22 protein-coding genes are annotated in these 25,031 nt (G+C 60.4%); 13 read left to right on the top strand and 9 right to left on the bottom strand.

Annotated elements, in window-relative coordinates; translation table 11 throughout:
* Positions 1–191: 191 nt before the first annotated feature.
* Together FHX09_RS09620 and FHX09_RS09615 are read right to left on the bottom strand one after the other, a co-directional pair.
* Complete coding sequence (locus FHX09_RS09620) at positions 192–341, bottom strand: hypothetical protein (RefSeq protein WP_007799191.1); 150 nt, start codon at positions 339–341, stop codon at positions 192–194.
* A 428-nt stretch (positions 342–769) separates the two neighbouring features.
* Positions 770–2,578 (bottom strand): monovalent cation:proton antiporter-2 (CPA2) family protein, encoded by a 1,809-nt coding sequence (locus FHX09_RS09615; protein ID WP_007799190.1) that lies wholly within the window; start codon positions 2,576–2,578, stop codon positions 770–772.
* A 118-nt stretch (positions 2,579–2,696) separates the two neighbouring features.
* Between FHX09_RS09615 and FHX09_RS09610 the strand changes: the two genes are divergently transcribed.
* From FHX09_RS09610 to lpxK, 6 genes are all read left to right on the top strand, one after another.
* Entirely contained in the window at positions 2,697–4,043 is a 1,347-nt protein-coding gene (locus FHX09_RS09610; protein ID WP_132588413.1) for a TldD/PmbA family protein, read from the top strand.
* Positions 4,044–4,060: 17 nt separating this feature from the next.
* A complete protein-coding gene (locus FHX09_RS09605) occupies positions 4,061–4,870 on the top strand; it encodes a 3'(2'),5'-bisphosphate nucleotidase CysQ (RefSeq protein WP_007799179.1) in 810 nt (269 codons plus the stop codon).
* A gap of 61 nt (positions 4,871–4,931) precedes the next feature.
* Complete coding sequence (locus tag FHX09_RS09600) at positions 4,932–5,177, top strand: DUF4170 domain-containing protein (RefSeq protein ID WP_007799177.1); 246 nt, start codon at positions 4,932–4,934, stop codon at positions 5,175–5,177.
* Between the two features lie 141 nt (positions 5,178–5,318).
* Complete coding sequence (gene waaA, locus FHX09_RS09595) at positions 5,319–6,638, top strand: lipid IV(A) 3-deoxy-D-manno-octulosonic acid transferase (RefSeq protein WP_132588414.1); 1,320 nt, start codon at positions 5,319–5,321, stop codon at positions 6,636–6,638.
* Between the two features lie 9 nt (positions 6,639–6,647).
* Positions 6,648–7,361, top strand: coding sequence for an HAD family hydrolase (locus tag FHX09_RS09590; RefSeq protein WP_132588415.1), 714 nt, complete (start codon positions 6,648–6,650; stop codon positions 7,359–7,361).
* 106 nt (positions 7,362–7,467) lie between these two features.
* A complete protein-coding gene (lpxK, locus tag FHX09_RS09585; RefSeq protein WP_184449824.1) occupies positions 7,468–8,508 on the top strand; it encodes a tetraacyldisaccharide 4'-kinase in 1,041 nt (346 codons plus the stop codon).
* A gap of 44 nt (positions 8,509–8,552) precedes the next feature.
* On the opposite strand, the gene FHX09_RS09580 is transcribed toward lpxK, so the two are convergent.
* On the bottom strand, positions 8,553–8,783 hold the full coding sequence (locus tag FHX09_RS09580; protein WP_132588417.1) for a DUF2093 domain-containing protein: 231 nt from the start codon (positions 8,781–8,783) through the stop codon (positions 8,553–8,555).
* Positions 8,784–8,852: 69 nt separating this feature from the next.
* Entirely contained in the window at positions 8,853–10,667 is a 1,815-nt protein-coding gene (mutL, locus tag FHX09_RS09575) for a DNA mismatch repair endonuclease MutL (protein ID WP_132588418.1), read from the bottom strand.
* Positions 10,668–10,844: 177 nt separating this feature from the next.
* On the opposite strand from mutL, the gene FHX09_RS09570 reads away from it, so the two are divergent.
* Together FHX09_RS09570 and FHX09_RS09565 are read left to right on the top strand one after the other, a co-directional pair.
* Complete coding sequence (locus FHX09_RS09570; protein WP_183718914.1) at positions 10,845–12,566, top strand: response regulator; 1,722 nt, start codon at positions 10,845–10,847, stop codon at positions 12,564–12,566.
* A gap of 123 nt (positions 12,567–12,689) precedes the next feature.
* Complete coding sequence (locus FHX09_RS09565) at positions 12,690–14,048, top strand: EAL domain-containing protein (RefSeq protein WP_132588420.1); 1,359 nt, start codon at positions 12,690–12,692, stop codon at positions 14,046–14,048.
* 57 nt (positions 14,049–14,105) lie between these two features.
* Here FHX09_RS09565 and FHX09_RS09560 read toward each other — a convergent pair whose 3' ends face one another.
* The 5 genes from FHX09_RS09560 to FHX09_RS09540 all read right to left on the bottom strand — a co-directional run bounded on the left by FHX09_RS09560 (position 14,106) and on the right by FHX09_RS09540 (position 18,209).
* Positions 14,106–14,729, bottom strand: a complete 624-nt coding sequence (locus FHX09_RS09560) for a PRC-barrel domain-containing protein (protein WP_132588421.1) — start codon at positions 14,727–14,729, stop codon at positions 14,106–14,108.
* 251 nt (positions 14,730–14,980) lie between these two features.
* Positions 14,981–15,868: an SMP-30/gluconolactonase/LRE family protein gene (locus FHX09_RS09555; protein WP_007799158.1), complete on the bottom strand. Its 888-nt coding sequence runs from the start codon at positions 15,866–15,868 to the stop codon at positions 14,981–14,983.
* 5 nt (positions 15,869–15,873) lie between these two features.
* On the bottom strand, positions 15,874–16,506 hold the full coding sequence (locus FHX09_RS09550; protein ID WP_132588422.1) for a 2-dehydro-3-deoxy-6-phosphogalactonate aldolase: 633 nt from the start codon (positions 16,504–16,506) through the stop codon (positions 15,874–15,876).
* Positions 16,507–16,521: 15 nt separating this feature from the next.
* On the bottom strand, positions 16,522–17,439 hold the full coding sequence (locus tag FHX09_RS09545; protein ID WP_007799154.1) for a 2-dehydro-3-deoxygalactonokinase: 918 nt from the start codon (positions 17,437–17,439) through the stop codon (positions 16,522–16,524).
* A complete protein-coding gene (locus FHX09_RS09540; protein ID WP_007799152.1) occupies positions 17,439–18,209 on the bottom strand; it encodes an SDR family oxidoreductase in 771 nt (256 codons plus the stop codon). The genes FHX09_RS09545 and FHX09_RS09540 overlap by 1 nt, the downstream gene beginning before the upstream one ends.
* Before the next feature lie 102 nt (positions 18,210–18,311).
* Between FHX09_RS09540 and FHX09_RS09535 the strand changes: the two genes are divergently transcribed.
* The 5 genes from FHX09_RS09535 (at position 18,312) to FHX09_RS09515 (ending at position 24,990) form a co-directional block, all read left to right on the top strand.
* Positions 18,312–19,106 carry an IclR family transcriptional regulator gene (locus tag FHX09_RS09535; protein WP_132588424.1) on the top strand — a complete coding sequence of 265 codons (795 nt, stop codon included), beginning with the start codon at positions 18,312–18,314 and terminating at the stop codon, positions 19,104–19,106.
* A 191-nt stretch (positions 19,107–19,297) separates the two neighbouring features.
* A complete protein-coding gene (locus tag FHX09_RS09530) occupies positions 19,298–20,029 on the top strand; it encodes a LuxR family transcriptional regulator (protein ID WP_132588539.1) in 732 nt (243 codons plus the stop codon).
* Between the two features lie 516 nt (positions 20,030–20,545).
* On the top strand, positions 20,546–21,700 hold the full coding sequence (apbC, locus tag FHX09_RS09525; protein WP_132588425.1) for an iron-sulfur cluster carrier protein ApbC: 1,155 nt from the start codon (positions 20,546–20,548) through the stop codon (positions 21,698–21,700).
* 398 nt (positions 21,701–22,098) lie between these two features.
* A complete protein-coding gene (locus tag FHX09_RS09520) occupies positions 22,099–23,073 on the top strand; it encodes a magnesium transporter CorA family protein (protein WP_132588426.1) in 975 nt (324 codons plus the stop codon).
* 18 nt (positions 23,074–23,091) lie between these two features.
* Positions 23,092–24,990 (top strand): potassium transporter Kup, encoded by a 1,899-nt coding sequence (locus FHX09_RS09515; RefSeq protein WP_037083674.1) that lies wholly within the window; start codon positions 23,092–23,094, stop codon positions 24,988–24,990.
* Positions 24,991–25,031 lie beyond the last annotated feature (41 nt).

The following is a 25,031-nucleotide window of genomic DNA, read 5'->3' as shown; positions in this document are numbered from 1 at the left end:
CCGACTGCGACAATGAAGCCAGAGATTTCGCCTGGGCCGAAACGAAAAATAGGCGACGGCGCGCCGGAGACTGGCTAAGCAGACTGCGGCATGAGTACCAGGGGAATCCGTTACGCCCCGACCTTGGACGCGCTGGGTATGCGACCATCGCCAGCTGCCAGCGGGGAGGGGAGCCCGGCACCTACCTAAGATCAGTAGCCGTTAATGCCGCTGCCACGAACTGGCCCAATACCTGCGGGAGTTGCGTAGGTGGTATTCTCCGCGCCTGAGCCGGTGGTCGTGCACCCGGAGAGGGCAACGAGCGCGATGGCCACAGCGGCGAAAAGATAGCGTAGAGGCATGGCATTGTCCTATCATTGGAGACTGCGCGGGCCTCAGGGGCCAGAGTTGGGACAATCCCTCATATGGTTGGCATTGGCAAGCCATATGCAAGGAGTGGCAGCCAGAGCCGAACACTCCTTTATTGCGTTACTAGGCCGCAAAGCTGTCAACGCAGGATGGGTGCTTTGAGGGATCTGTGTTGGCCTGTCCCCACAGGCCGAAGCGCAGACGATCGAAATATACTGATACTTGCCCCAAGGCTGCGACGCACTCGCTGATGGTGCGATTGCCAACTGCAGGGAAAGTTCACGTCGGATGCTAAGGCCAAGGGACCGGTGCAGAGCGGAGAAGGAGAGCAGGAGAACTCAGGCGGATCGTGCGCAGGAGCCGAAGGAGCTTCCTTCATCGGTTGAACCGACAGAACGTTTCAATTCAACCTGAAACGGCTCTAAGCGTCGGCGGTTACCTCTGCCGTGCCCGCCAACGGGTCCTCGTCGAAGTTCGCGGCGCGCTTTGGCTTGACGAGCGGCTCGGGTTTCACCGGCTGGGAGAAAAGCATGTCGCGGCCGGCCTGCAGTCCTTCCGTGACCTGGAGCACCAGGCGCGCCTCGTCGCGTTTGCGGATATCCTCGCCGATTTCATAGGCCTCCGCCTCGCCGACACCCAATGCCTCGAGCGTACGTCGGCCGAACAGCAGACCGGACTCCAGCGTTTCGCGCAGTTCATAATCGACATTGAGATTGCGGAGCGCAATCGAGTGGATGCGGTCGTAGGAGCGCACGAAGAGCTTGGCATCCGGATAATCTGCCTGCACCAGCTCGACGATCTTGTCGGTAATCTCGCGCTTCTGGGTGCAGACGACGACGATCTTGGCCCGGTCGATGCCGGCGGCCCTCAGCACGTCCTTGCGCGTGCCGTCGCCGAAGTAGATCCGGAAACCGAAAGAGGAAGCCTGCCGGATGCGATCGGCTGAAAAGTCGATGACGGTCACGGCACGCCCGCCGGCGAGCAGGATCTGGGCGGCGATCTGTCCGAAACGCGAGAAGCCGACCATCAGCACATCCGCGCCGGCTCCTTCGAAATCCTCATCCAGCTGTTCTTGCTCTTTGCCCGACAACAGCCGCTTGGCAAACATGGTCCCGATCGGGGTCAGTGCCATTGAAAGGGTGACGATCGCAATCAGCAGCGAGGCGGTACTCGTCGGCATCAGGCCCGCAATGCCGGCGGCGGTAAACAGGACGAAGCCGAATTCGCCGCCTTGCGGCAGCAGGAAAGCGATCCTGATAGCGTCGTCATGCGGCGATCCGGTCGCGCGGCAGAGAACGTAGATCACCAGCGCCTTCGCGGCCATGACGACTGGCACGGCGACGATGATGAAGAGCGCGTTGTCTCTAAGTACCTCCAACTGGATCGAAAGACCGACTGCGATGAAGAAGATAGCGAGCAACACACCGCGGAAGGGCTCGATATCGGCTTCCAGTTCATGGCGGTAGGAGGACTCGGCAAGCATCACGCCGGAAAGGAAGGCGCCCATGGCCATAGACAATCCGGCAAGCTGCATCAGGCTCGCCGACCCCATCACCACGAAGAGGGCAGCGGCGATCATCGCCTCGCGGGCGCCTGTGCGGGCGATGACCTGAAACAGCGGCGTGAGCAGATAGCGTCCCATGACGATCATCGCGGCGACCGCTGCGATGGCAATCGCGAAGTCCAACAGCGGCGTGCCGCTACCCTTGCCGCCATCAAGAATACTGACCAGCGCAAGCAGCGGCACGATTGCAAGATCCTGAAACAGCAGCATCGAGAACGAGCGCTGCCCGTAGCGGGTATTCACATCGCCTTCGTCCTCGAGGATCTGCATCGCAAACGCGGTGGAGGAGAGGGCAAGCCCAAAACCTGCGACGATGCTGCCGCGCCAGTCCAGAACGCCGGAAAGATAGGTCAGTAGCGTGAGCACCAGACCGGTCGCCACCACCTGCGCGGTTCCGAGCCCGAAGATGTCGCGCCGCATCTGCCAAAGGCGCGAAGGCTTCAGCTCGAGCCCGATGATGAAGAGGAGGAAAACGACGCCGAGTTCGGCTACATCCAGGATCTGCTCGCCATCCGTCAAGCCGTGAAAGATCGGGCCGATGACGACGCCGGCGGCCAGATAGCCGAGCACCGTGCCGAGCCCGAGGCGCTTGAAGATCGGTGCCGAAACAACGGCGCCACCGAGCAGCAGGATCGTCTCGGTGAAAAGAGTGTTGGGCTCGGACATGCAGCGAGTTTCTTTCAATGCAGGGAGGCATGCAAGCGGCGGGCAAAAGAATCGGCGCGCGCGGCCTTGATGCTTTTCGTAGTGCACAATAAATGGAACGCGAAGGAAAGGCCAAATCATGTCCTCAGAAATCGACTCCTCGACGCTTCTTTCCCGCGCAAGCCAATTGATCGACCTGGCGAAGAAGGCCGGAGCCGACGCCGCAGATGCGGTGGTCGTGCGCTCGCGCTCGCAATCGGTCAGCGTGCGCCTCGGCAAGGTCGAGGGTACGGAATCGTCGGAAAGCGATGATTTCTCACTGCGCGTCTTCGTCGGCAAGCGCGTTGCGAGCGTCTCAGCAAATCCGGGCTTCGATCTTTCCGCACTGGCCGAACGGGCCGTGGCGATGGCCAAGGTGTCCCCGGAAGATCCGTTTGCCTGCCTGGCGGACGAGGACAAGCTCGCGAAATCCTATCCGGACCTCGAGCTACTCGATACGACCGAAGTCTCTTCTGACCAACTTCGCGAAGCCGCCCTCGAGGCGGAAGCTGCCGCACTTGCCGTCAAAGGCGTCACCAATTCGTCCGGCGCCGGGGCTTCGGCCGGCAGGGGGGGCCTGGTGCTCGTTACCTCCCACGGTTTTGAGGGCAGCTACATGGGCTCGCGCTTCGGCCGATCCGTCAGCGTCATCGCCGGCGAAGGCACGGCCATGGAGCGCGATTACGATTTCGACAGTCGTATCTATTTCAGCGAGCTGGATGATGCCGCGGAGATCGGCCGCAGAGCAGGCGAACGCACGGTCAAGCGCATCAACCCGCGCCAGGTGGATACCGGCAAGGATGTAACGGTTGTCTTCGATCCCCGTGTTGCCCGCGGCTTCGTCGGCCATATTGCCGGGGCTATCAACGGCGCCTCCATTGCGCGAAAGACGAGCTTCCTGCGCGACAAGATGGGCCAGCAGGTTTTGAAATCGGGGCTTACGATTTCGGACGATCCGCTTATCGTTCGGGGCCCATCGTCGCGACCCTTCGATGGCGAAGGGATCTCAGGCGAACGGCTGCTGATGATCGAGGACGGCATTCTCAAACACTGGTTCCTCTCCACGTCGACTGCCCGCGAGATCGGAATGGAAACCAACGGTCGAGGCGTGCGCGGCGGCAATTCGGTAACGCCATCGGCGACGAACCTTGCTCTCGAGCCAGGCGACATCGCGCCGGAGGACCTGATCCGCGGTGTCGGCAACGGCTTCTATGTGACAGAGCTGATCGGTCAGGGCGTCAACATGATCACCGGCGAATATAGCCGTGGTGCTACCGGCTTCTGGATCGAGAACGGCGAACTGACCTTTGCCGTATCCGAGGTGACGATCGCTTCGAACCTCAAGGACATGTTCATGCGGGTAACACCTGCAAACGACATAGACCGCAAGTTCGGCGTCGCCGCTCCGACGCTTGCGATCGAAGGAATGACGCTCGCCGGGCGCTGATAGATTGGATTGCCGAAATGACTGACGTGGACACAGCCCTCTGGCGGAGCGATCTGGAATTGATCGCAGATGCCGCCAGGCAGGCCGGCAAAGTCGCGCTCGGCTACTTCAATCAATCGCCGGAGGTCTGGTGGAAGAACGAGGGCAGATCGCCTGTCAGCGCCGCCGATTTCGCGGCCAACCGGAAACTTGAATCCATCCTGCGTGCTGCCCGGCCCGACTATGGCTGGCTTTCCGAAGAAACCGACGACGACGCCGCGCGCCTGTCGCGCCAAACGCTGTTCATCATCGATCCGATCGACGGCACGCGGGCATTCCTGGCCGGCCAGGATTTATGGTGTGTCAGCGTCGCGGTCGTGCGCCATGGCCGGCCCGTCGCCGGCGTTCTCTACGCTCCCGTTCTCGAAGAACTCTACGAGGCGGTAGAGGGCGGCGTGGCTTTAAAAAACGGCCGGCCGATCGTTGTTTCGACGACAGCTCTCGAGACACCTGGGCGCTTTGCCATCGCCGAGGACGTGCTGAAGGCGTTTCCAGACGCGCTCAAAAATCGCATCGAGCGTGTCCGGCACGTACCGTCTCTTGCCTATCGCATTGCCATGGTTGCGGACGGCCGGATTGACGGTACCTTCGTCAAGCACAACTCCCACGATTGGGATCTCGCTGCTGCCGATCTGATACTGGAATGCGCCGGTGGCCAGCTGGTGGATCTGCAGGGCAACGCGCCGCTTTATAACCGCGAGCAGGTCAGCCACGGCGAGCTTTGCGCTGCCGCGCCAGCACGGCTTGCTGACTTGATAACCGGGATCGGCCAGCGACGAGGCAGTTGACGTTTCCGTCAAAATCCCTCAGATGACACTGTGGGGGAGAACAGAGCAGAAAGAGAAGAAAATGACTGAATCCAGCGGCAAGAAGCAGCTCCTGCATCTCGTATTCGGCGGCGAACTGGAAAGCCTGGAAGACGTTCAGTTCCGGGACTTGAAGGACCTGGATATCGTCGGCATTTTTCCGGACTACGCCAGCGCACTGACAGCCTGGAAGGCCAAGGCTCAGTCGACCGTCGACAACGCCCACATGCGCTATTTCATCGTCCACATGCACCGTTTGCTGGACCCGGAAAACAAGTCTGCGCAGTAACCCTCCCGCGGTGGCGGCTGGTGTGACCGCGAACTGACACTGACTGCCTGACGCATTCTGGACAAACTGATCGGCCATTGCGGCCGCAACAATAATTGGGAATGGGTTGATGTCGATCATTTGCGATCGGAGAATTGGCAGATGAGCGGTCGCATGGCGCGGCTCGCGCTGGGCGCCTATCAGGCAACAGGGACGTTGCTGACTCCGTTCGTCGGTGGATATCTCGCCTATCGAGCGGCCAAGGGCAAGGAAGACCGTGCCCGCCGTTTGGAGCGCTCGGGCTATGCGAGCGCCGACCGCCCGGCCGGACCGCTGGTCTGGTTTCATGCCGCGAGTGTCGGTGAAACGAACGCGGTCATTCCGCTGATCCGCGAAATTCGCCGTCGCGACGTCCACGTCATCCTGACGACCGGAACGATCACCTCCGCCAAGCTGGCCGCTGAGCGTATCGGCAATGAAGCGATCCACCAGTATGTGCCGCTCGACCTGAAGCCGGCCGTTAGCCGCTTCCTCGAATACTGGCAGCCGGACTGTGCGTTGATCGCCGAATCCGAAATCTGGCCGGCGACCTTGATGGAGCTCGGCCGGCGTCGCATCCCGCAGATACTCGTCAACGCCCGTATGTCTGATCGCTCCTTCGAGCGATGGAGCCGACGCCCGGCACTTGCCGAGGCCCTGTTCGAAAACCTGGCGCTGGTGATTGCGCAGTCGGATGTCGACGCGGAGCGCTTCCGCGATCTCGGCGCGCGCCACGTCATGATGTCCGGCAATCTCAAGGTCGATACCGACGCTCCGCCTTATGATGCCGCAGTGTTTGCCGGTTATAAGAAGCAGCTCGGCGACCGCAAGACCTGGGCGGCAATCTCCACCTTCGACGGCGAGGAAAAGGCAGCGGGCATCGTCCATCGCGCGCTGAAGGAGCGAAACGGGCAGTTGACGATCATCGTCCCTCGCCATCCGGAACGCGCCGATGAGGTGGAGGCTGAGCTCGTCAAGCTGGGTCTCAAGGTGGCCCGCCGCACGCGCGATGACGTGCTCACCCCCGATGTAGATGTTTTTCTCGGAGACACGATCGGCGAAATGGGCCTCTACCTGCGCTTGACCGAGGTCGCCTTCGTTGGACGCTCGCTGTTTGCCGAGGGCGGGCAAAATCCGCTGGAGCCGGCGATGCTGGGTTGCGCGGTGCTGTCGGGCAGCAATGTGCAGAATTTCCGAGAAGCCTATCAGAAGCTGGCGCGGCGAGGCAGCGCGCGCATGGTCCGCGACACGGAGATGCTCGCCAAGGGCGTCCATTATTTGCTCACCAACGACGGCGCACGCCGCAACATGATCGAGGCCGGGATCGGCGCCGTGCAAGAAATGCGTGGCGCGCTGACGGCGACGGTCAAGGGCTTGGAGCCCTATATCAATCCGCTGACGGTGAAGGCGAGACTGCTGCCGAAGGCGGCTGTGCAGCGCTGAGGGCAGGATATGAAGGCGGTCAAGGGAATACTCTTCGATAAGGACGGTACGCTTCTCGATTATGACGAGAGCTGGCTGCCGGTGAACCGCGAACTGGCCCGCATCGCTTCAGAGGGCGATCTGGAACTTGCGGACCGGCTGCTTCTAGCTTGCGGCATGGATCCGCTCACCGGCCACATCGTTCCCGATAGCCTGCTTGCCGCCGGAAACACGCGCCAGATTTCGGAAGGGCTGATCGCCGCGGGCTCGAAGCTCGACGTAATCGAGCTGACGATCAAGCTGGACGAACTCTTTTCGCATGCGGCCGACTTTTCCGTCGCAGTCACCGATCTTGCAGCTTTTTTCGGTCGCCTGCATGGGCGCGGCTTTCGCCTCGGCGTCGCATCAAGCGACAATGAGCGTTCGATCAGACAGACGGCCCAGCGTTTCGGCTTTGCGCCGTTCATCGACTACGTGGCCGGCTATGACAGCGGCTTCGGCACCAAGCCGGAACCGGGAATGGTGCTTGGCTTCTGCGCCGCGACCGGCCTCGATCCCTCCGAGGTCGCCGTCGTTGGCGACAACAACCATGATCTGCATATGGGCCGCAACGCCAAGGTCGGCGTCACCGTGGCTGTACTCACAGGCACGGGATCGCGCGAATCGCTCTCCGCCGCATCGGACTACTGCCTGAACGACATCACCGAGCTCGAGCGGCTGCTGCCCGACCTTCAGCTTGCCTGATTGACCAAGGGCTTGCTTTTTCTTGAAAATTACCCTTTCTTTTCGCCCGGTCGAGGACATAACCCGTCAGCATGACGCTCGGGGTCCGAAAGGCAGGGCGGGGAAAATGATATCCGAAGCGCCACCCTTCTGGTGGTCGAAAGCCGATTGGCGTGCCTGGACGCTCTATCCGATTTCCTTCCTATACGGGCGCATCGCCGGGTATCGTATGGCCAATGCCAAGCGCGCCTCGGTTCCGGTGCCCGTCATCTGCGTCGGCAATTTTACGGTCGGTGGCGCGGGCAAGACGCCGACGGCGCTGACCATCGCCCGCGCGGCGAAGGCGAAGGGCCTGAAGCCGGGTTTCCTGAGCCGCGGCTATGGTGGCTTGCTCGATGTCACGACGGTCGTCGATCCGGCTCATCACCGTGCCCTTGCGGTTGGTGACGAACCTCTTCTTCTCGCCCGCGAGGCCCTGACCGTGATCTCCCGCCGCCGCGTCGAAGGCGCCCAGCGCCTCGTCAAGGAGGGCGCGGACCTGATCATCATGGATGATGGCTTCCAGAGCGCGCGGCTGGCGATCGACTATGCATTGTTGGTTATCGATGCCACGCGCGGATTGGGCAACGGCCACATCGTTCCGGGCGGTCCCGTGCGCGCGCCGATCCGCCAGCAATTGCGCTATGCCACGGCGCTTCTGAAGGTTGGCGCGGGAGAGGCCGCTGACAGCATTGTTCGCATCGCCGCGCGTGCCGCCAAGCCCTATTTCACAGCCTCGCTCAAGGTGTGCGATAGCGTCGATCTTGCGGGCAGTAATGTGCTGGCCTTCGCGGGCATTGCCGATCCGTCGAAATTCTTCCGGACGGTCGAATCCGTCGGGGCGAACATCGCCGCTCGCCGCTCGTTCGGCGATCACGAGCATCTGACCGATGACGAGATAGACGACATTCTAACGACGGCAGAGCGCGACGGCCTTCAGATCGTTACGACTTCCAAGGATTTCGTCCGTCTTGCCGGCCACCATGGCAGAGCCGAAGAGCTCGCGGCAAAGTGCCGGGTGATCGAGGTGGAGATGGCTTTCGCTGACACGCTGGCGCCAAGGCTTATCATCGACCGCGCGATCAATGCCTGTCGCGACCGGCGCCTGAGGGAAGGGCGGAAGACCTAAACGGTATGTCTCTCGAAAGCGCGGTGAGCGAATCTGCAGCCGCGCTAGCGCTTCCGGTTGGGCAACACGCCGGCGCGCTTGTCTGCCTCCAGCGAAGCCACGGCGTCGGCATAGGGCTCTTGGCGCGCGACGCTCCAGTAGCGCAGTTCATCGAGCGGGATCTGCCTGCCGGTAATCGCGCAGACGACGTAGGAGCCCGGCGACAGGATCTGAAAATCCGCATCGAGATAGCGTATCTGCGCTTCGCGGTTTCCATTTCCTTCGAACAAATTCATGCGCTCCGTTTCCTTACAGGCTTGTCATATCCCTGCCATAACGTGCCGCCGCGGCCTTTTCCAGCTTTTTCAACTGCGGCCGAACAACCGTTCGATGTCCGAAAGCTTGAGCTCAATATAGGTCGGGCGTCCGTGGTTACACTGTCCGGAACCGGGGGTCACTTCCATCTGGCGCAGAAGCGCGTTCATTTCTTCCGGGCGCAGCCGCCGTCCTGAGCGCACGGATCCGTGGCAGGCCATGGTCGCCGCCACATATTCGAGCTTGGCCGACAGGCCGGAGGCCGTATCCCATTCGGCGATCTCGTCCGCCAGCTGCCGAATGAGCCCCGTGGCATCCACCTCTCCAAGCATGGCAGGTGTCTCGCGCACCGCGATGGCGCCCGGCCCGAAGCGTTCAATGGCCAGTCCCAGCTCGCCGAGATCCGCCGCAAACTGCATCAGCCGGTCGCAGTCCTCTTCAGGCAGGTCGACGATCTCGGGAATAAGAAGCACCTGCGAGGCCAGCCGCTTGGAATGCAGCGCCTTGCGCATCGCCTCGAACACGAGGCGTTCGTGTGCGGCGTGCTGGTCGACGATGACCAAGCCGTCATCCGTCTGTGCGACGATGTAGTTTTCGTGGATCTGCGCCCGGGCCGCACCAAGCGGATAGAGCTGCGGCGGCTCTTCTGGCACCACCGGCATTCTCGGGGACGACGCGGCGTCGTTGCGCGCTGTCGGCGTCACAAGCCCGTCGAAGGAAGCCTGCCGCCGCTCCCCGAAGCCGCTGTTTGCGGCCTGGTAAAACGGGCGCGACGGCGATGTCGCCGCCGACCAGGGCTGTTGCGGCCGCTGGGCGCTAGGCTGGAAGCCGGGCCGGAAGGAGCGCAGCATCCCGTCTGCGCCGGTTGTCGCTGCGCGGCTGCCATCGCGCGCCAGCGCCTCGCGTACGGCCCCGACGATCAGGCCGCGCACCAGTTGCGGGTCCCGGAACCGCACGTCTGATTTGGCCGGGTGCACGTTGACATCGACAAGGACTGGATCGAGTCTGATCGACAGCACCGCAACCGGATAGCGCCCGGCAGGGATCGTCTCGGCATAGGCGCCGCGGATTGCCGAGAGGATGAGCTTGTCCTGCACCGGGCGGCCGTTGACGAAGGCGTACTGATGGGCCGAGTTGCCACGATTGAACGTCGGCACGCCCGTAAAGCCTGTCAGCGATACGCCTTCCCGCTCGGCATCGATTTCGATGGCGTTGTCGCGGAAGTCCTTGCCGAGGATCTGCGCCATGCGCGCCAGATGGTCGTCGCCCGTCGCCGGCAATTCCAGTGTCGTGCGGTCAGTCCCGGAGAGCACGAAGCGCACCCCGGGAAACGCAATCGCCATGCGCTTGACGACCTCAGTGATCGCCGCAGCCTCGGCCTTCTCCGTCTTGAGGAATTTCAGGCGGGCGGGGGTCGCGAAGAAGAGATCGCGAACCTCGACGATCGTGCCCGGATTGCCGGGTGACGGGCGAAGATGCGTAATTCTGCCACCCTCGACGGTGATTTCGTTGCCACCGGCGCCGTCCCGACGGCGGCTGGAAATGCTGAGCCGCGCTACCGATCCGATCGATGGCAGCGCCTCGCCGCGAAAGCCGAGCGTGCGAATGTCGTCCAGCGTATTGGTGATCTTGGAGGTGCAATGGCGGCGTACGGCGAGCTCCAGATCGGCAACATCCATGCCCGAGCCATTGTCGGAAACTCGCAGCAGGCTCTTTCCGCCGCCCGATGTCGCCACCTCGATGCGAGTCGCCCCTGCGTCAAGGGCGTTCTCGATCAACTCCTTGGCGGCACTGGCCGGCCGTTCGATGACTTCGCCGGCCGCAATCTGGTTGATGAGGGTTTCTGAAAGCTGTCTGATGGCCATGCGCCTATTCTCTTGGATTCGTGGAGCGGAGGGAAGTGCCAAAGCGCGGGCCGATCACCGTTCTGCACGCTCCAATTCCGATTGCTTAACGTTAAGCGCGCCTTAAGACAAAGGTGCCATTTTGCGACTTACTTCCGAGGACTGGGTTTTAATCGGACAGATGTGGGACGCGTAGGAATGAGTGCCGGCTCCGAAAAAGCGGACACATCATCTGTGAGTAGCGAAATGTCGGCTGACACCAGCCTGCAGACGGCGCTGTTTGACGCGGTATGCGAGAGTCTAGGCGCCGCGTTCATCGTCTACAACAAGACCGATCACATGATCTTTGCGAGCCACCAGGTTCTCGATTTCTTTCCGATATCGGAGACCATGCTCAAGCCCGGCACTCGGTTGCGAGACTTCCTGGGCGCGATTTACGACACCGGCATCGGCACGCAGTCGGCAAGCTACCAGGGCGCGATGAGCCGTGAGGATTGGTTGTCCCAGAAAATCGCCTCGCATTGGCGCGAACGCTTCGAAGCGGTCGAGCGGCACGGTACGGACCGCTGGATTCGGTTCGGCAAGCGTCGCCTCGCGAGCGGCTATGGCGTCTGCGTCATCCAGGACATCTCCGAGGACAAGAAGCGTGAGGAACAGTGGCGCTCCGATCTGGAACGCGTGCAGCTCACCGAGGATATCCTCGACAACCTGCCGTTCCCGCTCTTCGTCAAGGACCGCAACCTGAACTACGTCGCCGTGAACATCGCCTTTTGCGAAAAATACCAGACGACGGTCGATGAAGTGCTCGGCCGCAAGAGCGGAGACCTGTTCTCCAAGGAGGTTGCCCAGCGCTTCGAGGAAAGTGACCGTCATGTACTGGAGACCGGCGAAATGTCGATCTCCCGCCAGCGGCAGGTCTCCCGCGACGGCGCGGAACGCGACATCGTCGCGCGCAAGCACCGCATCGGCAAGCCCGGGCGCTATTTTCTCGTCTCGACGATGCAGGACCTGCCGCGGGACGGCGCCGACCTCGATGAATTCCGGTTTGCGTCGACGGTCACAACATCGAGCAAGAATTCCTATCGGCGCGCCTACGTTCCCATGGGCGGCAGCGGCGAGCGCCGCGAACCGGCCGCGATGGAGGCGATCGTCCCGGAGAACTTCTCGGGTCGGAAAGTCCTGGTGGTGACGTCGGACGTGGTGGCCGAAGCAGCGGCCTTGCGGACCCTCGCCAAATATGGCTTCGAGGCTTGCTCGGTCCGCGGTGAGGATGAGGAAGAGCACTTCCTGGAGATCGCGAGCTCTTCCGGCATCTCGCTTGACCTGCTTGTGATCGACAACCAGCTTGGCATGCGCTGCCTTGAGCTTGCCGAGCAGTATGGCATCCCGGCGCTGGTGATGGACGGCTTCCAGCTCGCCAATGAGCTCACCTTCCAGATCGCTCGGCATTTCAACCGCAGCAATCGGGGCCAAATCGCCGAAGGCATCGACACCGATTGGGAAATCACCACCGTCGAGGAGATGAGCACGCTCGACGTGCTCGTTGCCGAAGACAACGACATCAACCAGATCGTCTTCTCGCAGATTCTCGAAGGTCTCGGCTATCGCTACCTGATCGCTCCAAGCGGCGATGAAGCGGTTCGTTTGTGGACCGAGCATCAGCCGAAAATCATCCTGATGGACATATCGCTGCCAGGCTTCAATGGTTTCGAAGCGGCGCGGTTGATCCGCCAGACAGAGGAAGGCGGCAGCTCAAGAACGCCGATTATCGGCGTTCTTAATCAGGCCTTCGAGCGTGATCGAGCTGAGTGCGCAAAGGCCGGAATGGACGATGTGATCATGAAGCCGGTGAGCCCCGATATTCTTCAGGGGATCTTTCAGAAGTACCTTGCGGGGGATCTCCAACGGGCCAGCATGTGACGAACAAAGCTCGTCAACTCCCTAAATCTTGGGACAGAACACGGTTTCAACGCGGCCGATCCACTATCGAATTCTTAAGACTTGCCCGCCATCCTTTCCCGCATTGGTGCAGTCTGGGTCTGAATGATGATGTCGGCTGAAATGCCTTTGGTGCCTGTAAGTCAGAATGAACTTCAGACGATGGCCTATACTGATCTGCTGACCGGCCTCGGCAACCGCTACCGCATGCGCGACCGGATTGCCCAGATCGCCGCGGAACGCGCGAGTGATCCTGCACCATTTACGGTCGGCATCGCCAATCTCGATTCCTTCAAACCGATCAACGATCTCTTCGGCTCATCGGCGGGCGACGAGATTCTCTGCCAGGTCGCCCATCGGCTGAAGGCCTGCATTCCGGATGGCGCCTTGGTCACGCGTCATGACGGCGACGAATTTGCCTTTGTCCTGCCGCTGGTATTCGAGCGGGCCAGCGCCGAGAAATTCGGCCAGATGATCCGCGAGGTGCTGTCGGCGCCCTACGATCTCGGCGATCGCAATGTGAGGCTGTCGGCATCCTTCGGCTTTTCGATCTATCCATTTGCTGGCGAGGAGTTCGAGGAACTGCTGAAAAGCGCTGAGACCGCACTCTACCGGTCAAAGCGGCGCGGCCGTGGCCAGATCACCGTCTATTCCCGCGAGATCGCCCAGGAAATGAAGCGCGCGACGCAATTGGAACAGGCGCTGCGCAACGCCATCATCTCCGACGCGATCGACGTGCATTTTCAGCCGATCGTCGCACTCGCCAACAGCCAGGTCGTGGGCTTCGAAGCTTTGGCGCGATGGAACGATCCGGATCTGGGCTTCGTTTCACCGGGCGTTTTCGTGCCGCTTGCTGAAGAACGCGGTTTTATTGACGCGTTGTCTGAGGCGTTGCTGCGCAAGGCGGCGGAAGCGGCACTTTCCTGGCCGCGCGAACTCTTCCTCTCCTTCAATCTCTCCTCGGCGCAGTTGATGGATCCGGGCACGAGCAGCAGTATCCTGTCGATCCTCGGCCGGGTCGGTTTCGACCCGCACCGGCTCGAACTGGAGATCACCGAAACTGCGGTGATGGGCTCGGCCGATACGGCAAATCGGATCATCGCCGATCTGCGCCAGGCAGGTGTGCGCATCTCGCTGGATGATTTCGGGACCGGCCAGTCGAGCCTCGGTCGCCTGCGTGATTTCATGTTCGACAAGATCAAGATCGATCGCGCCTTTGTGTCGCGGATCAACTCCGACCGCGCTTCCGAGCACATCATCAAGGCGATCCTCACGATGTGCGAGGGGCTTGATCTGGAAGTGGTCGCGGAAGGGATCGAGGATTATTCGGAAGCAGTCAAGCTGCGCTCGCTCGGCTGCGGCATGGGGCAGGGCTATCACTTCGGCAAGCCCGCCGATGGCATCGCGACGCTGCGGTTCCTGCACGAGAATTACTACGATACGTCGGATCGCGTCAGCGCCTGAAACGCCGATGGCGCCCTTTCGGACGCCACCGGTTCCGCGGTCCTCACTGCGCATATCTTAATTGTTCGTTGTCGAACCTGTGGCCGTGGTGTCTGTTGTACCACCTAGCGCGGGGGCCTTCTCGGCTGCGAGCATCTGAAGCGTCTTGAACTGCGGTGCCGCATTCAGCGATTCCGCGGTTTCAGAGGTGGTCAGCTTGACGCTGCCGTCCTGGGTGTTCTGGGCGACGGTGATCTTATCCATCGGAACGGCAACATTCTTCTCGCCGATTCCGAGGAAGCCGCCGACACCGACGATCGCTGCGACCAAGCCGCCGTCCTTCTTCATGATCAGGTCGTTGACGCTACCGATGCTTTCGTTCTGACTATTATAGACCGACTGGCCGATATAGGTGTTCGCACTCACCTGGTCGGCAGCCTGCTCGGTCAGATACGCGCCGCCGCCCGCCTGCGCGGTATCGGTCGTCTCAGCCGGCGCCGGAGCCTGAGCCGCGTCACCTGCCGGGACCGGAGCCGTTGCATCCGGAACCTTTGGCGGAGCTGCCGGATCCCCTGGCGCCGCCTGTGTGGCCGGAGCGTTCGGATCAGCCGGCTGGGTTGTGCTCTGTGAGAATGCCGCGGGTGCGAAAGCCGTGGCAAACAAGGCACCAGCGGCAACGGTTGTGAGAAGTTTGCGTGTCATTTCGAACCTACCTTTTCAGTTCAATAGTGATCTCTAGCCATTTTGCCGTCCCTTCGCGGTCGGGCGTCCATTTGGCCGGTTCCCTATTGAAATGAATGGGATTTCTATTGGTTCCCGAAAAAAATCGCGCAAAGATTGCTAATTTCGCGGAACTTCTATCGCAAATGCTGCAGGGGCCTCACCAATCAACCCACCGATGGAAACAAAAAGGGCGCCCAGGGGGTGCCCTTTGCATTGTGCCCGGTTTCGCGTCAGATCACATAAACGGGGTCAAAAATTCCCTTCACCGTGACGTCAAGCTCGAGCAGGGACCCAGCCTGTGGTTGCATGGACCGCGCATCGTCATCCAGTCCTTCCCATGCCGTGGTGACTGCGAGGCGGTCGCCGTTCCTTCCGATGAAGGCGGGGCAGGAGGGCTGGGCCGCAGGCACCTTGTAACGCGAGATGCGCAGCCCGTCCGGGCTGTAGCGATCGACCGTGCCGGCACCCCAACGCGCATTCCAGATATATCCGTCGGCGTCGACAACCGAGCCATCGATGCCACCCGGCTCATCCATGGTGTCCACGAGGACAATCGGTTCGCCGGTCGGAAGGCCGGTCTGCGCATCGACCATCACCCGCATGAGGCGGCTGAGGCGAGTGTCAGTGAAATATCCGATGGTCCCATCCGGCGAGAAGCAGATCGAATTCGGAATGCTGATGCCCTCGAAGATCTTGGTCACTCGACCGCCGGCGACATGATAGATAGCGCCTGCGCGGGTTTCCGCCCGCTTGCTCATCGTGCCGATCCACAGTGCGCCGGATGGATGTGTGCGGCCGTCGTTCGAGCGGTTTTCCGGCTTGTCGCTTTCAAGCGCTGCATAGAAGGTCAGATTGCCGCTTTTCGTGTCGCGGACAAAGAGGCCCTGTTCAGTCGCAAGCAGCTGGCGCCCGGCATCGATGCGGGCAAGCACGCTCGCCATCATCGGCAGCGCATGCACCTTCTTCTCTTCCGTCGAAAGGTTCAGCTCGTGCAGCTCTTTGCCGAGAATATTGAACCACCAGACCGTGTTCGTGTCCGGATCATAGGTGGGGCCTTCACCCAGTACGGAGTTGGTGTTGCAAAGTGTCCTGCCCGCGAACTCATGAATTTCCGTCATACGCCTTAAGCTCCTACCGCTGCATCATAGGCGTAAATGGTCGCCTTGGCGCGCTCGGCAACCTCCGCCGCGGTCATTCCCGGCTTGTAGAGACTGGTGCCGAGGCCGAAGGCATGAATGCCGGCCTTGGTGTAGTCAGCGAAGTTCTTGTCCGAGACACCGCCGACGGCTGCGATCACGAGCTCCGCGGGCAGAATTGCGCGGATTGCCGTGATGCCGGACGGCCCCAGAACGCTGGCCGGGAAAAATTTCAACCCCGTTGCGCCAGCGCGGGCGGCGGCCAGCGCTTCCGTCGGCGTGAAGACGCCGGGCATCGTGACCATGCCATAATTGCGGGCAAGCACGATAACCTCGGGCTCGACGTTCGGCGTAACCAGCAGCTTGCCACCCGCCGAATGCAGGCTGTCGACGGCCTCTGTGGTCAGCACGGTTCCGGCACCGATCAGGCAATCGGCAGGTGCCATCTTCGCGGCGATCTCGATCGACTTAAACGGCTCGGGCGAGTTCAGCGGGATTTCAATGGCTGTCAGACCGTTTTCGATTAGCGCACCGACCACGCTTTCGGTTTCCTCGGGCTTGATGCCCCGAAGAATGGCAATCAGCGGGCGCTTCATCGTGGGGAAGGGGATGCGGTTCATCGCTTTGGTGCTTTCTTAATTCGGCCAAATAGCTTTGGCGGCGGCAGCAAGCCCACCACGGACAGCTGTATCGGCGTCGATCGTGTCAAAGGGTAAAGATAGTGCGTTGAAGGCTGTTTCATAAAGGTTCTGCAGCCGCCCGGCGGCGACAAGTGTAATGCTGACGCCGGTTCCAGCGTCCGCCATGGCGCCCGCAACTTCCAGACCGATCAGGGTGCCCGATATCCTGGCCTGTGCGGCTGCGGCCGTCAGACCGTGCAGCAATTGTCCCGAGCGCGCCGTAAAGAAGAGGTTGGTCGCCATTGCAGGCTGTTCGTAAGCTACCTTGATCGCGCTTTCGAAGGCTGGCTTATCTGTCGGCGTCTGCTCCGCTCCGGCGACGGCATGCGACAGGATCGTATGCTTGGATATCGCATCGAAGAGTTCGCCGGTCATGAAGCTGGAGAAGCCGGTGACCCGTCCATCCGTGACGTGCACCCACTTCGAATGCGTGCCGGGCATGCAGACTGCCTGTGATCCGGTGCTTGCGGGACCAAGCGCGCCGAGAAGCTGCGTTTCCTCGCCACGCATGACGTCGGGCCTTGCCTGATCCCTCTGGGCAAGTCCCGGAAGAATGCGGACGTCGCGGCTCTGGCCGGGAACGGATACCGCGCCGGTGAGGATAGAAGATAGCGATGTCGGCACGTCGACATAGCCGGCCTCGACCCATCCCTGCTTTGCACCTGCCATGCCGCAGATGATGACCGGAAGATTTCCTGGCGCATTCACCTTGGCCAGGTGCGAGGTCAAAACCTCGGCAAAGCCGGTCTTCGCAGCCGTCGTCATGCCTTCATTGCTGCGACTTTCGGCAAGGATGCTGTCATCCTTGCCGATCAGCCAAAGCCGGAAACTGCTCGTTCCCCAATCCACCGCGACATAAGCGGGATCCGCCATCAGAAAATGCCTCCATCGACAATAAGAGATTGTGCGCTGATCGCTGCCGCGCAACTCGACGCCAGAAACAGGCAAGGACCAACGATTGCATCGGCGTGCAGGACCTTCTTGACGCACTGGCGTTGCACGGTCCGAGCGATGCCTTCCTCGGTGAGCCAGAGTTTCATTTGACGATCCGTCACGATCATACCCGGCAGAATACAATTGACGCGGATGTTATCAGGTCCGAGCTGGCCGGCCAGGCTTTTTGTCAGCCCGATCACACCGGCTTTTGCTGCAGAATAGGCAGGGAATTCCGGCATGTTGAGGAGAAAGGCGATCGACGACATGTTGATCACCGCGCCGCCGCCAGCAGCACGCATCGAGGGCGCAACGGCCTGTGTGGTGAAGAAGACGTGGCGCAGGTTGGTCGCCTGGTTGTCGTTCCAATATTCCTCAGTCACAGTTTCGAAATCGTGCCGGTCGTCACGCGCGGCATTATTGACGAGCACGCTGATCGGGCCCGAATGAGCGACAACCGCGTCGACCGTCCTGCGGATTTCCGCAACATCCCGCAAATCCGCCTTGTGGAAGCGAACGGGATGCAGCGTGTCGCGCGACAGCCCCTCGACAAGTTCATGACTTTCCGTTTCCGCGATATCGATGAACGAAACCTTGGCGCCCTGCCGGGCAAAACCCTCGACGATCGCTGCCCCGATGCCGGACCCGCCTCCGGTGATCAGCACGGTTCGATCCCTAAATTCCGGAAACTGCGCAACAATACTCGTCACCATTTCCTCCCGGCCGTAGTTGTTCTATTATTTGGAACTCAATTTGACTATGTGGAATTATCCGATTACGCTGATGTCCCTGTCAAGGCATTTGGGGCAACGATGACTGCGGCAAAAGAGAGTGCGCACGGGAAGCGCGACACGGGCACCCTGGGCAAGCTGATGGTCCTTCTCGATGTTGTGAGCCACGCCGACGGCCCCATGCGCTTCACCGACATATTGGCGGTCACCGATCAGCCACGCGGTACGGTTCACCGCCAGCTCAGTCATCTCGTGGATGAGGGGCTGCTCGAAATCGATGAGGACGGCCTCTATTTGCCTGGCTTGAGGCTATTGGACTTTGCCTCTCGCAGTTGGGGACGCAACGAATTCCGCCTCATTGCCGAGCCCCACCTTAAGGCTCTCCAGGATATGACCGGTGAAACGGTCCATCTCGGCGTGCTTCGCGGCACCTCGATCATCTACCTCGACAAGTTCGAAGGGCAGCAGCCCGTCAGAATGTACTCGCAGATCGGCAACGCGTCGCCGGTCTATTGCACTGGTGTAGGCAAGGCTGCCTTGTCTATCCTGCCCCAAGAGCGGGTTAGGGCTTTGGTGGCGGAAATCGCCTTCCATCGCTTCACCGCCAACACGCATACCGCCAAGTCGCTTCTTGGCGAGATTGAGGAGATACGAAAGGTGGGCCATGCCTTCGACCGTGAGGAGCACGAAGTCGGAATCCGCTGTATCGCGGCCCCGATCTGGTCGGAAAACCTGTCGCTTGTCGGCGGCGTTTCCGTCACTGGTCCGGCCTATAGGCTCGATATGGAAAGCCTATCGGAATGGGCGGCCCCGATCCGGGAGACGGCTGGACGGATCATGGAAGCCATGCGCGTAGGACTTGGGCCGCGTCGTTGAACACTGGCTGCGATCGGCCAGGACTCAACTAAAGCATAGTATTGAGATTTTCTGACGAATCATCACAATTGACGCTCGTCAATCCCCCGTCCTGGGGTGTATGTGCAGGCAATTCGTCACCCGCACTACAAATTAGCGACGACGTGGACGAGACGCCCACAGGATTCCATTCTTTCGAGTTGAGTAAGCACATGACCCCATCGCATCCAAAATCTTCCGTGGACGTCAACGTTAGTGAGATCGCCGGACTGAAAACGCAGTTTGATATTTTCCGCTTCATGAAGAAAGTGACGGAAGCCTATCGCGCGCGCGCCTTCATGGTGTTTAACCTTCCTTCGACGACGGCGATCGATCTGCAGAGCAGCACTGTGATCTCAAGCTGGCCGGTGGAGCTGCTGGCAGCTTACGACCAGGAGGGGCTTGTGACCAACAGCCCCGTCATGAAACGGTTGAGGGCGTCGACCACGCCGTTCTTCAATGACGTGTCGCAGGTCAAGTTGGAGCGAGTCGATGGAAAGGCCGGCTTTGTTGCGGCCCTCTTTGAACGCTTTCGCATGATGCGTTGTGCCTACTTCCCCACTCACGAGGCCTCCGGCGGTCGCGGCGCCGTATCATTCTCAGGCGATCGTGAGGCATTTACCGGCGAGGAAATGCGCGAACTCCACTATATCTCTACCCACGTCTTCGATCGGCTGGCGGAGATCCGCGGTTATGACACGCGGGTCACGGATTCCTTGACTGATCGCGAGATCGATTGTCTGAACTGGACTGCCGCCGGTAAGACCAGTGTTGAGATCGCCGAGATCCTCAATCTGTCCGAACACACGGTGAACCACTACCTCAATCGCGCGACGAAGAAACTCGATACCGTCAACCGGACCCAGGCAGTTGCCAGAGCCTTGCGGATTGGTCTCATAAAGTGACGGTTGCGCAAATTGTGGGCTTCGCAAACATTCGCGCCTAAATCTTCACCACCGCCGATCAGCGTGTCACTGGATGACATTGGCTTTTGCGAATGTTTGCCAATTGGCACGTTTTCTGCTTCCGTGTTTCCAGCGGTCCAGAGGGGACCTGGTAACGACGCCGGATAAATGGCGCGACCGCACACCGCCAGCCGACGCCACGGTATCCGATCTCGGGCTTGGGCGTCGGCGGCGGTTGTTGCGTTTGGGACACGCCGCCGACGGCATTCCCCACGCTTACTCTTCCGATGGGCTGTTTGTGCTGGCCTTTTGCCGCGCTTGCTCTAGTTCGCAAGGCTTATTTGGTATCCTGGAAGGCCTTTGCATCCATCAGGGCGAAAGCCCGGCGGACTTGATGGACGCAACGGCCTTCCGGTTGACCTCGTTTCTCTCAATTGCCATCTCGATCACCGATTTTGTTTGGCGAAGAGGTGGCGCTCCTCTATCTACAATGCCAACATAGGCAGTGAGGATGGAATGACCGGCGTCACCAAGGAACAGGTTCTCGAAACGCTGAAGACGGTCCGCGGGCCCGATCTCGAACACGATATCGTCGAGCTCGGCATGGTGTCTGATGTCTTCATTTCGGACGGCAAGGTCTATTTCTCCATCACCGTTCCGGCAGAAAGTGCCAAGGAGCTGGAGCCGCTTCGCCTCGCGGCCGAACGGGTCATCAAGGAGATGCCGGGCGTCAAGGGAGCGCTGGTTGCGCTGACGGCAGACAAAAAGGCCGGTTCAGGCTCGGCGCCGGTTTCACGCCCTCAACCGCAGGCGGGACATGACCATCATGGCCATGCTCACGCGCCGCAACAGCAGCCGCGCGCAGGCAAGCTTGGCGTTCCCGGTATCAACGCGATCATCGCCGTCGCCTCGGGTAAGGGGGGCGTGGGTAAATCCACGACTGCCGTCAATCTTGCGCTCGGTCTCCAGGCAAATGGCCTGCGTGTCGGCATCCTCGATGCTGATATCTATGGCCCCTCGATGCCGCGGCTGCTGAAGATCTCGGGCCGTCCCACCCAGATCGATGGTCGCATCATCAATCCGATGGAAAATTATGGGCTCAAGGTCATGTCGATGGGCTTCCTCGTTGACGAGGAGACTGCGATGATCTGGCGTGGTCCGATGGTGCAATCAGCGCTGATGCAGATGCTGCGTGAGGTTGCCTGGGGCGAGCTCGATGTGCTTGTTGTCGACATGCCGCCTGGAACCGGCGATGCGCAGCTGACGATGGCACAGCAGGTGCCGCTCGCCGGCGCCGTTATCGTTTCGACCCCGCAGGATCTCGCTCTCGTCGATGCCCGCAAGGGGCTGAACATGTTCAAGAAGGTCGAGGTTCCTGTGCTCGGCATCGTTGAGAACATGAGCTATTTTATCGCGCCCGATACAGGCACGCGCTATGATATCTTCGGGCATGGCGGCGCTCGCAGGGAAGCGGAACGCATCGGCGTTCCTTTCCTCGGCGAAGTGCCGCTGACGATGAACATCCGCGAGACATCGGACGCCGGAACGCCACTCGTCGCCACGGAGCCGAAGGGCATTGTTGCCGGCATCTATCGCGAGATCGCCGCTAAGGTCTGGCAGCAGCTCGGTGGGCAGCCGCAGAGGGCCGCGCCGGCCATTGTTTTCGAGTGAATGCGTCACCGCCGCTAGACTCCCAATTGCGGAGGAAATGTGGTCAAACGGCGCCGTGAACGTAAGATGTCTTGATTCTTTCGCAGCTTTCCGTCATATGGCGCGCCGTCGCCATGAGGCGGTTTTTGCGAATGCTCGATGATGGCCGCCCCGATGGGGACCGGTCACCTACATGTTCGGAGTTATCTTGGCCGAAGGATTGGTGACTGCGATGCGGTTGAGCATATTGCATATCCGGAGTGCCGGATGTGCCAGGAGTCGTATGAACTTTCGTCAATCGCTTTCGTTAAGGTCGGGAACTTGCATCCCGCGCGCTCTCGCAATCGGCGCGCCGTGGAAGGGCCTTCGATGAACAGGGCGATGCGCGCGACATGCCCGGATTGCCGGAGGTCCAACCGGTGATCACTGCATACTGTTCCAATTGCAAGTCGATTGAAATCGGCGATCTGTCGCAAGGTTCGTTGCGTGACGATGTCATGTGGATCGACATGATCGAGCCTTCGCGCGAGGAGGAACTTTTCGTCGAAAGAACCCTTGGTATTGAGGTCCCGACGCGAGACGATCTCAAGGACATCGAGCCGTCGGCCCGCCTCTACACGGAAAACGATGCAGTGTTCATGACCGCGTCTCTCGTCTGGAAGGTTGAAACGGACGCGCCGACGCTGACCGACGTTGCGTTCATCCTGTCTGGCAAGCGGTTGATCACGATTCGCTACGCGCAACCAAAGTCCTTTTCGCTATTCATTGCCGCTCTTCACCGCGTGCCGCAGCAGTGGCGGAGTGGTGCCGCGCTGCTGGCAAAACTCTTTGAAACCGTGATCGATCGGACTGCCGAGATCCTGGAGTTGTCGGTCGCGCGTATCGACATCCTGTCGACGCATGTGTTTGGCGACCGCGCCAGAAAAGTTCGCAAGCCGTCGAATTATCTGGAAGAAAAGCTTAGGGACATTGCCGGCCATCATCGCCTCGTTAGCAAGATCCGTGACAGCCTCGCGTCGCTTTCGCGACTGATGACGTTTTTCTACAATGTCCCGGCCGTTCAGCAGGATCGCGACACCAAGGAACTCTGCAAGACGGTCTCGCGCGACATCCAGTCGCTCAATGAACACGCGTCCTTCATCGCCGGCAATATCACCTTCCTGCTCGACGCCTCGCTCGGCCTGATCAACATCGAGCAGAACTCGATCATCAAGATATTTTCGATCGCATCCGTGGTGTTCTTGCCGCCGACGCTGGTCGCCTCCATTTACGGTATGAATTTCGAATTCATGCCGGAACTGCACTTTGCCCACGGATATCCGTATTCGATTGGGCTCATGGTGTTGTCCGCCATCATTCCCTTCTTCTTTTTCCGATGGAAAGGCTGGCTCTGAAGAGCCTGTTTTCATTTCATGCACGAAGGCAGCCATTCACACGAACGAAAAATGAAGCCGCGCAAGCTGTTCTATCTTGCGCTGGGCTCCGTCGGCGTCGTCTATGGCGATATCGGTACCAGCCCGCTGTACGCGTTCCGCGAAGCATTGAAGCCCGTCGCGATCGACGGCCTCACGCGTTTCGAGGTGATCAGCCTTATTTCGCTGATGATCTGGGCTCTGACCATTATCGTCACCATCAAGTACGTGCTCTTCCTGCTGCGCGCTGACAACGAAGGCGAAGGCGGTACGCTCTCCCTGCTGGCGTTGCTGATGAAGACCGCCAACGGGCATACAGCGCTGCTGATGCTGCTTGGCCTTGTCGGTGCAGCATTGTTCCTCGGCGATGCAATGATCACGCCGGCGCTGTCGGTTTTGTCGGCCGTCGAAGGTCTGAAGCTCGTGGCGCCAAGCATGACGAGCTACATCGTGCCGATCTCGGTCTTCATTCTGGCGCTGCTGTTTGCCGTCCAGTCTCGTGGGACCGGCGCCGTCGCGCGGTTTTTCGGGCCGATCACGGCGCTCTGGTTCATCGTGATGGCCGCCGCCGGCATTTCGCACATTTCCGATGACTTCGGCATTCTTGCTGCCTTCAATCCCTACTATGCGATCAGCTTCCTGCTGCATGAGGGATTTTACGGCGTCGTGGTGCTTGGTGCAGTCTTCCTGACAGTGACAGGCGCGGAAGCGCTTTATGCCGATCTTGGGCACTTCGGTCGTCGTCCGATTCAGTGGGCGTGGTTCGCGCTGGTTTTCCCGGCATTGACGCTGAACTATTTGGGGCAGGGCGCTCTCGTGCTCGGCAATCCGATGGCGATGTCTGATCCTTTCTACCTGATGTATCCGCAATGGGCACTGCTGCCGGTCGTCATCCTCGCGACCGCTGCGACGATCATTGCCAGCCAGGCAGTCATCACCGGTGCCTTCTCGCTCGTCCGCCAGGGCATCAACCTCGGCTTCCTGCCGCGCATGGAAATCCTCTTCACGTCGGAGACGAATACGGGACAGATCTTCGTACCGTCCGTCAACGCTGTGCTCTTCTTCGGCGTCATTTTCCTCGTCATCAGCTTCAAGACGTCGGATGCGCTGGCAACGGCCTACGGCATCTCGGTCACCGGCGCGATGGTCGTCACTTCGATCATGGCCTTCGAGTTCGTGCGCGTTCGCTGGAACTGGTCTATCCTGGTGGCAACGCTCGCGTTGGCGCCGCTCGTCGGTCTTGAACTCATCTTCCTTGGCGCGAACCTGCTGAAGATCCACGACGGTGGCTACATTCCGATCATGATTGCCACGGTGTTCACCGTCATCATGTGGACCTGGCGACGCGGCTCGGCTCTACTAATGGAGAAGACGCGCCATACCGATATCCCGATGGCATCTTTCGTCAGCTCGATCGAACGCAAGAGCGACCATTCCCCCGCCCAGGTGCCCGGCACCGCGATCTTCCTGACCAGCGATCCGGAATCGGCGCCCGCCGCGCTGCTGCACAATCTGAAGCACAACCACGTTTTGCATGACAAGAACGTGATTCTGACGATCCGTACGATCAACAAGCCGCGTGTTTCGAGCGCCGATCGCTATAAGGTCGAGCAGATTTCTGAGCGCTTCTCGCGCGTCGAACTGCTGTTCGGCTTCATGGAATCGCAGAACGTCTCTCAAGCCTTGGCGACGCTGCGCAAGTCGGGCCTGAAGTTCGACATCATGTCGACCTCCTTCTACCTCGGCCGCCGCAAGCTGGTTCCCGATGCGAAGTCCGGCATGCCCTATTGGCAGGATCGCCTTTACATCGCGCTCGCCAATGCCGCAGCAAATCCGTCGGACTACTTCCGCCTGCCGGCAAACCGCGTGGTGGAACTCGGCTCGCACGTCATTATCTAGCCGAACAAGCGCCATTTAAAAGCCCGGCAATCTGCCGGGCT

Origin of the sequence: Rhizobium sp. BK538 (assembly GCF_014197575.1) — a bacterium.
GTDB lineage: Bacteria > Pseudomonadota > Alphaproteobacteria > Rhizobiales > Rhizobiaceae > Rhizobium.
Note: the sequence above shows the minus strand (reverse complement) of the source record. Positions and strands in the feature narration are given on the sequence as shown.

What these genes read in the sequence shown, in the direction of transcription:
- FHX09_RS09620 (WP_007799191.1), bottom strand. Translation starts at nt 341, where the DNA reads ATGCCTCTACGCTATCTTTTCGCCGCTGTGGCCATCGCGCTCGTTGCC.
- FHX09_RS09615 (WP_007799190.1), bottom strand. Translation starts at nt 2,578, where the DNA reads ATGTCCGAGCCCAACACTCTTTTCACCGAGACGATCCTGCTGCTCGGT.
- FHX09_RS09610 (WP_132588413.1), top strand. Translation starts at nt 2,697, where the DNA reads ATGTCCTCAGAAATCGACTCCTCGACGCTTCTTTCCCGCGCAAGCCAA.
- FHX09_RS09605 (WP_007799179.1), top strand. Translation starts at nt 4,061, where the DNA reads ATGACTGACGTGGACACAGCCCTCTGGCGGAGCGATCTGGAATTGATC.
- FHX09_RS09600 (WP_007799177.1), top strand. Translation starts at nt 4,932, where the DNA reads ATGACTGAATCCAGCGGCAAGAAGCAGCTCCTGCATCTCGTATTCGGC.
- waaA (WP_132588414.1), top strand. Translation starts at nt 5,319, where the DNA reads ATGAGCGGTCGCATGGCGCGGCTCGCGCTGGGCGCCTATCAGGCAACA.
- FHX09_RS09590 (WP_132588415.1), top strand. Translation starts at nt 6,648, where the DNA reads ATGAAGGCGGTCAAGGGAATACTCTTCGATAAGGACGGTACGCTTCTC.
- lpxK (WP_184449824.1), top strand. Translation starts at nt 7,468, where the DNA reads ATGATATCCGAAGCGCCACCCTTCTGGTGGTCGAAAGCCGATTGGCGT.
- FHX09_RS09580 (WP_132588417.1), bottom strand. Translation starts at nt 8,783, where the DNA reads ATGAATTTGTTCGAAGGAAATGGAAACCGCGAAGCGCAGATACGCTAT.
- mutL (WP_132588418.1), bottom strand. Translation starts at nt 10,667, where the DNA reads ATGGCCATCAGACAGCTTTCAGAAACCCTCATCAACCAGATTGCGGCC.
- FHX09_RS09570 (WP_183718914.1), top strand. Translation starts at nt 10,845, where the DNA reads ATGAGTGCCGGCTCCGAAAAAGCGGACACATCATCTGTGAGTAGCGAA.
- FHX09_RS09565 (WP_132588420.1), top strand. Translation starts at nt 12,690, where the DNA reads ATGATGATGTCGGCTGAAATGCCTTTGGTGCCTGTAAGTCAGAATGAA.
- FHX09_RS09560 (WP_132588421.1), bottom strand. Translation starts at nt 14,729, where the DNA reads ATGACACGCAAACTTCTCACAACCGTTGCCGCTGGTGCCTTGTTTGCC.
- FHX09_RS09555 (WP_007799158.1), bottom strand. Translation starts at nt 15,868, where the DNA reads ATGACGGAAATTCATGAGTTCGCGGGCAGGACACTTTGCAACACCAAC.
- FHX09_RS09550 (WP_132588422.1), bottom strand. Translation starts at nt 16,506, where the DNA reads ATGAACCGCATCCCCTTCCCCACGATGAAGCGCCCGCTGATTGCCATT.
- FHX09_RS09545 (WP_007799154.1), bottom strand. Translation starts at nt 17,439, where the DNA reads ATGGCGGATCCCGCTTATGTCGCGGTGGATTGGGGAACGAGCAGTTTC.
- FHX09_RS09535 (WP_132588424.1), top strand. Translation starts at nt 18,312, where the DNA reads ATGACTGCGGCAAAAGAGAGTGCGCACGGGAAGCGCGACACGGGCACC.
- FHX09_RS09530 (WP_132588539.1), top strand. Translation starts at nt 19,298, where the DNA reads ATGACCCCATCGCATCCAAAATCTTCCGTGGACGTCAACGTTAGTGAG.
- apbC (WP_132588425.1), top strand. Translation starts at nt 20,546, where the DNA reads ATGACCGGCGTCACCAAGGAACAGGTTCTCGAAACGCTGAAGACGGTC.
- FHX09_RS09515 (WP_037083674.1), top strand. Translation starts at nt 23,092, where the DNA reads ATGCACGAAGGCAGCCATTCACACGAACGAAAAATGAAGCCGCGCAAG.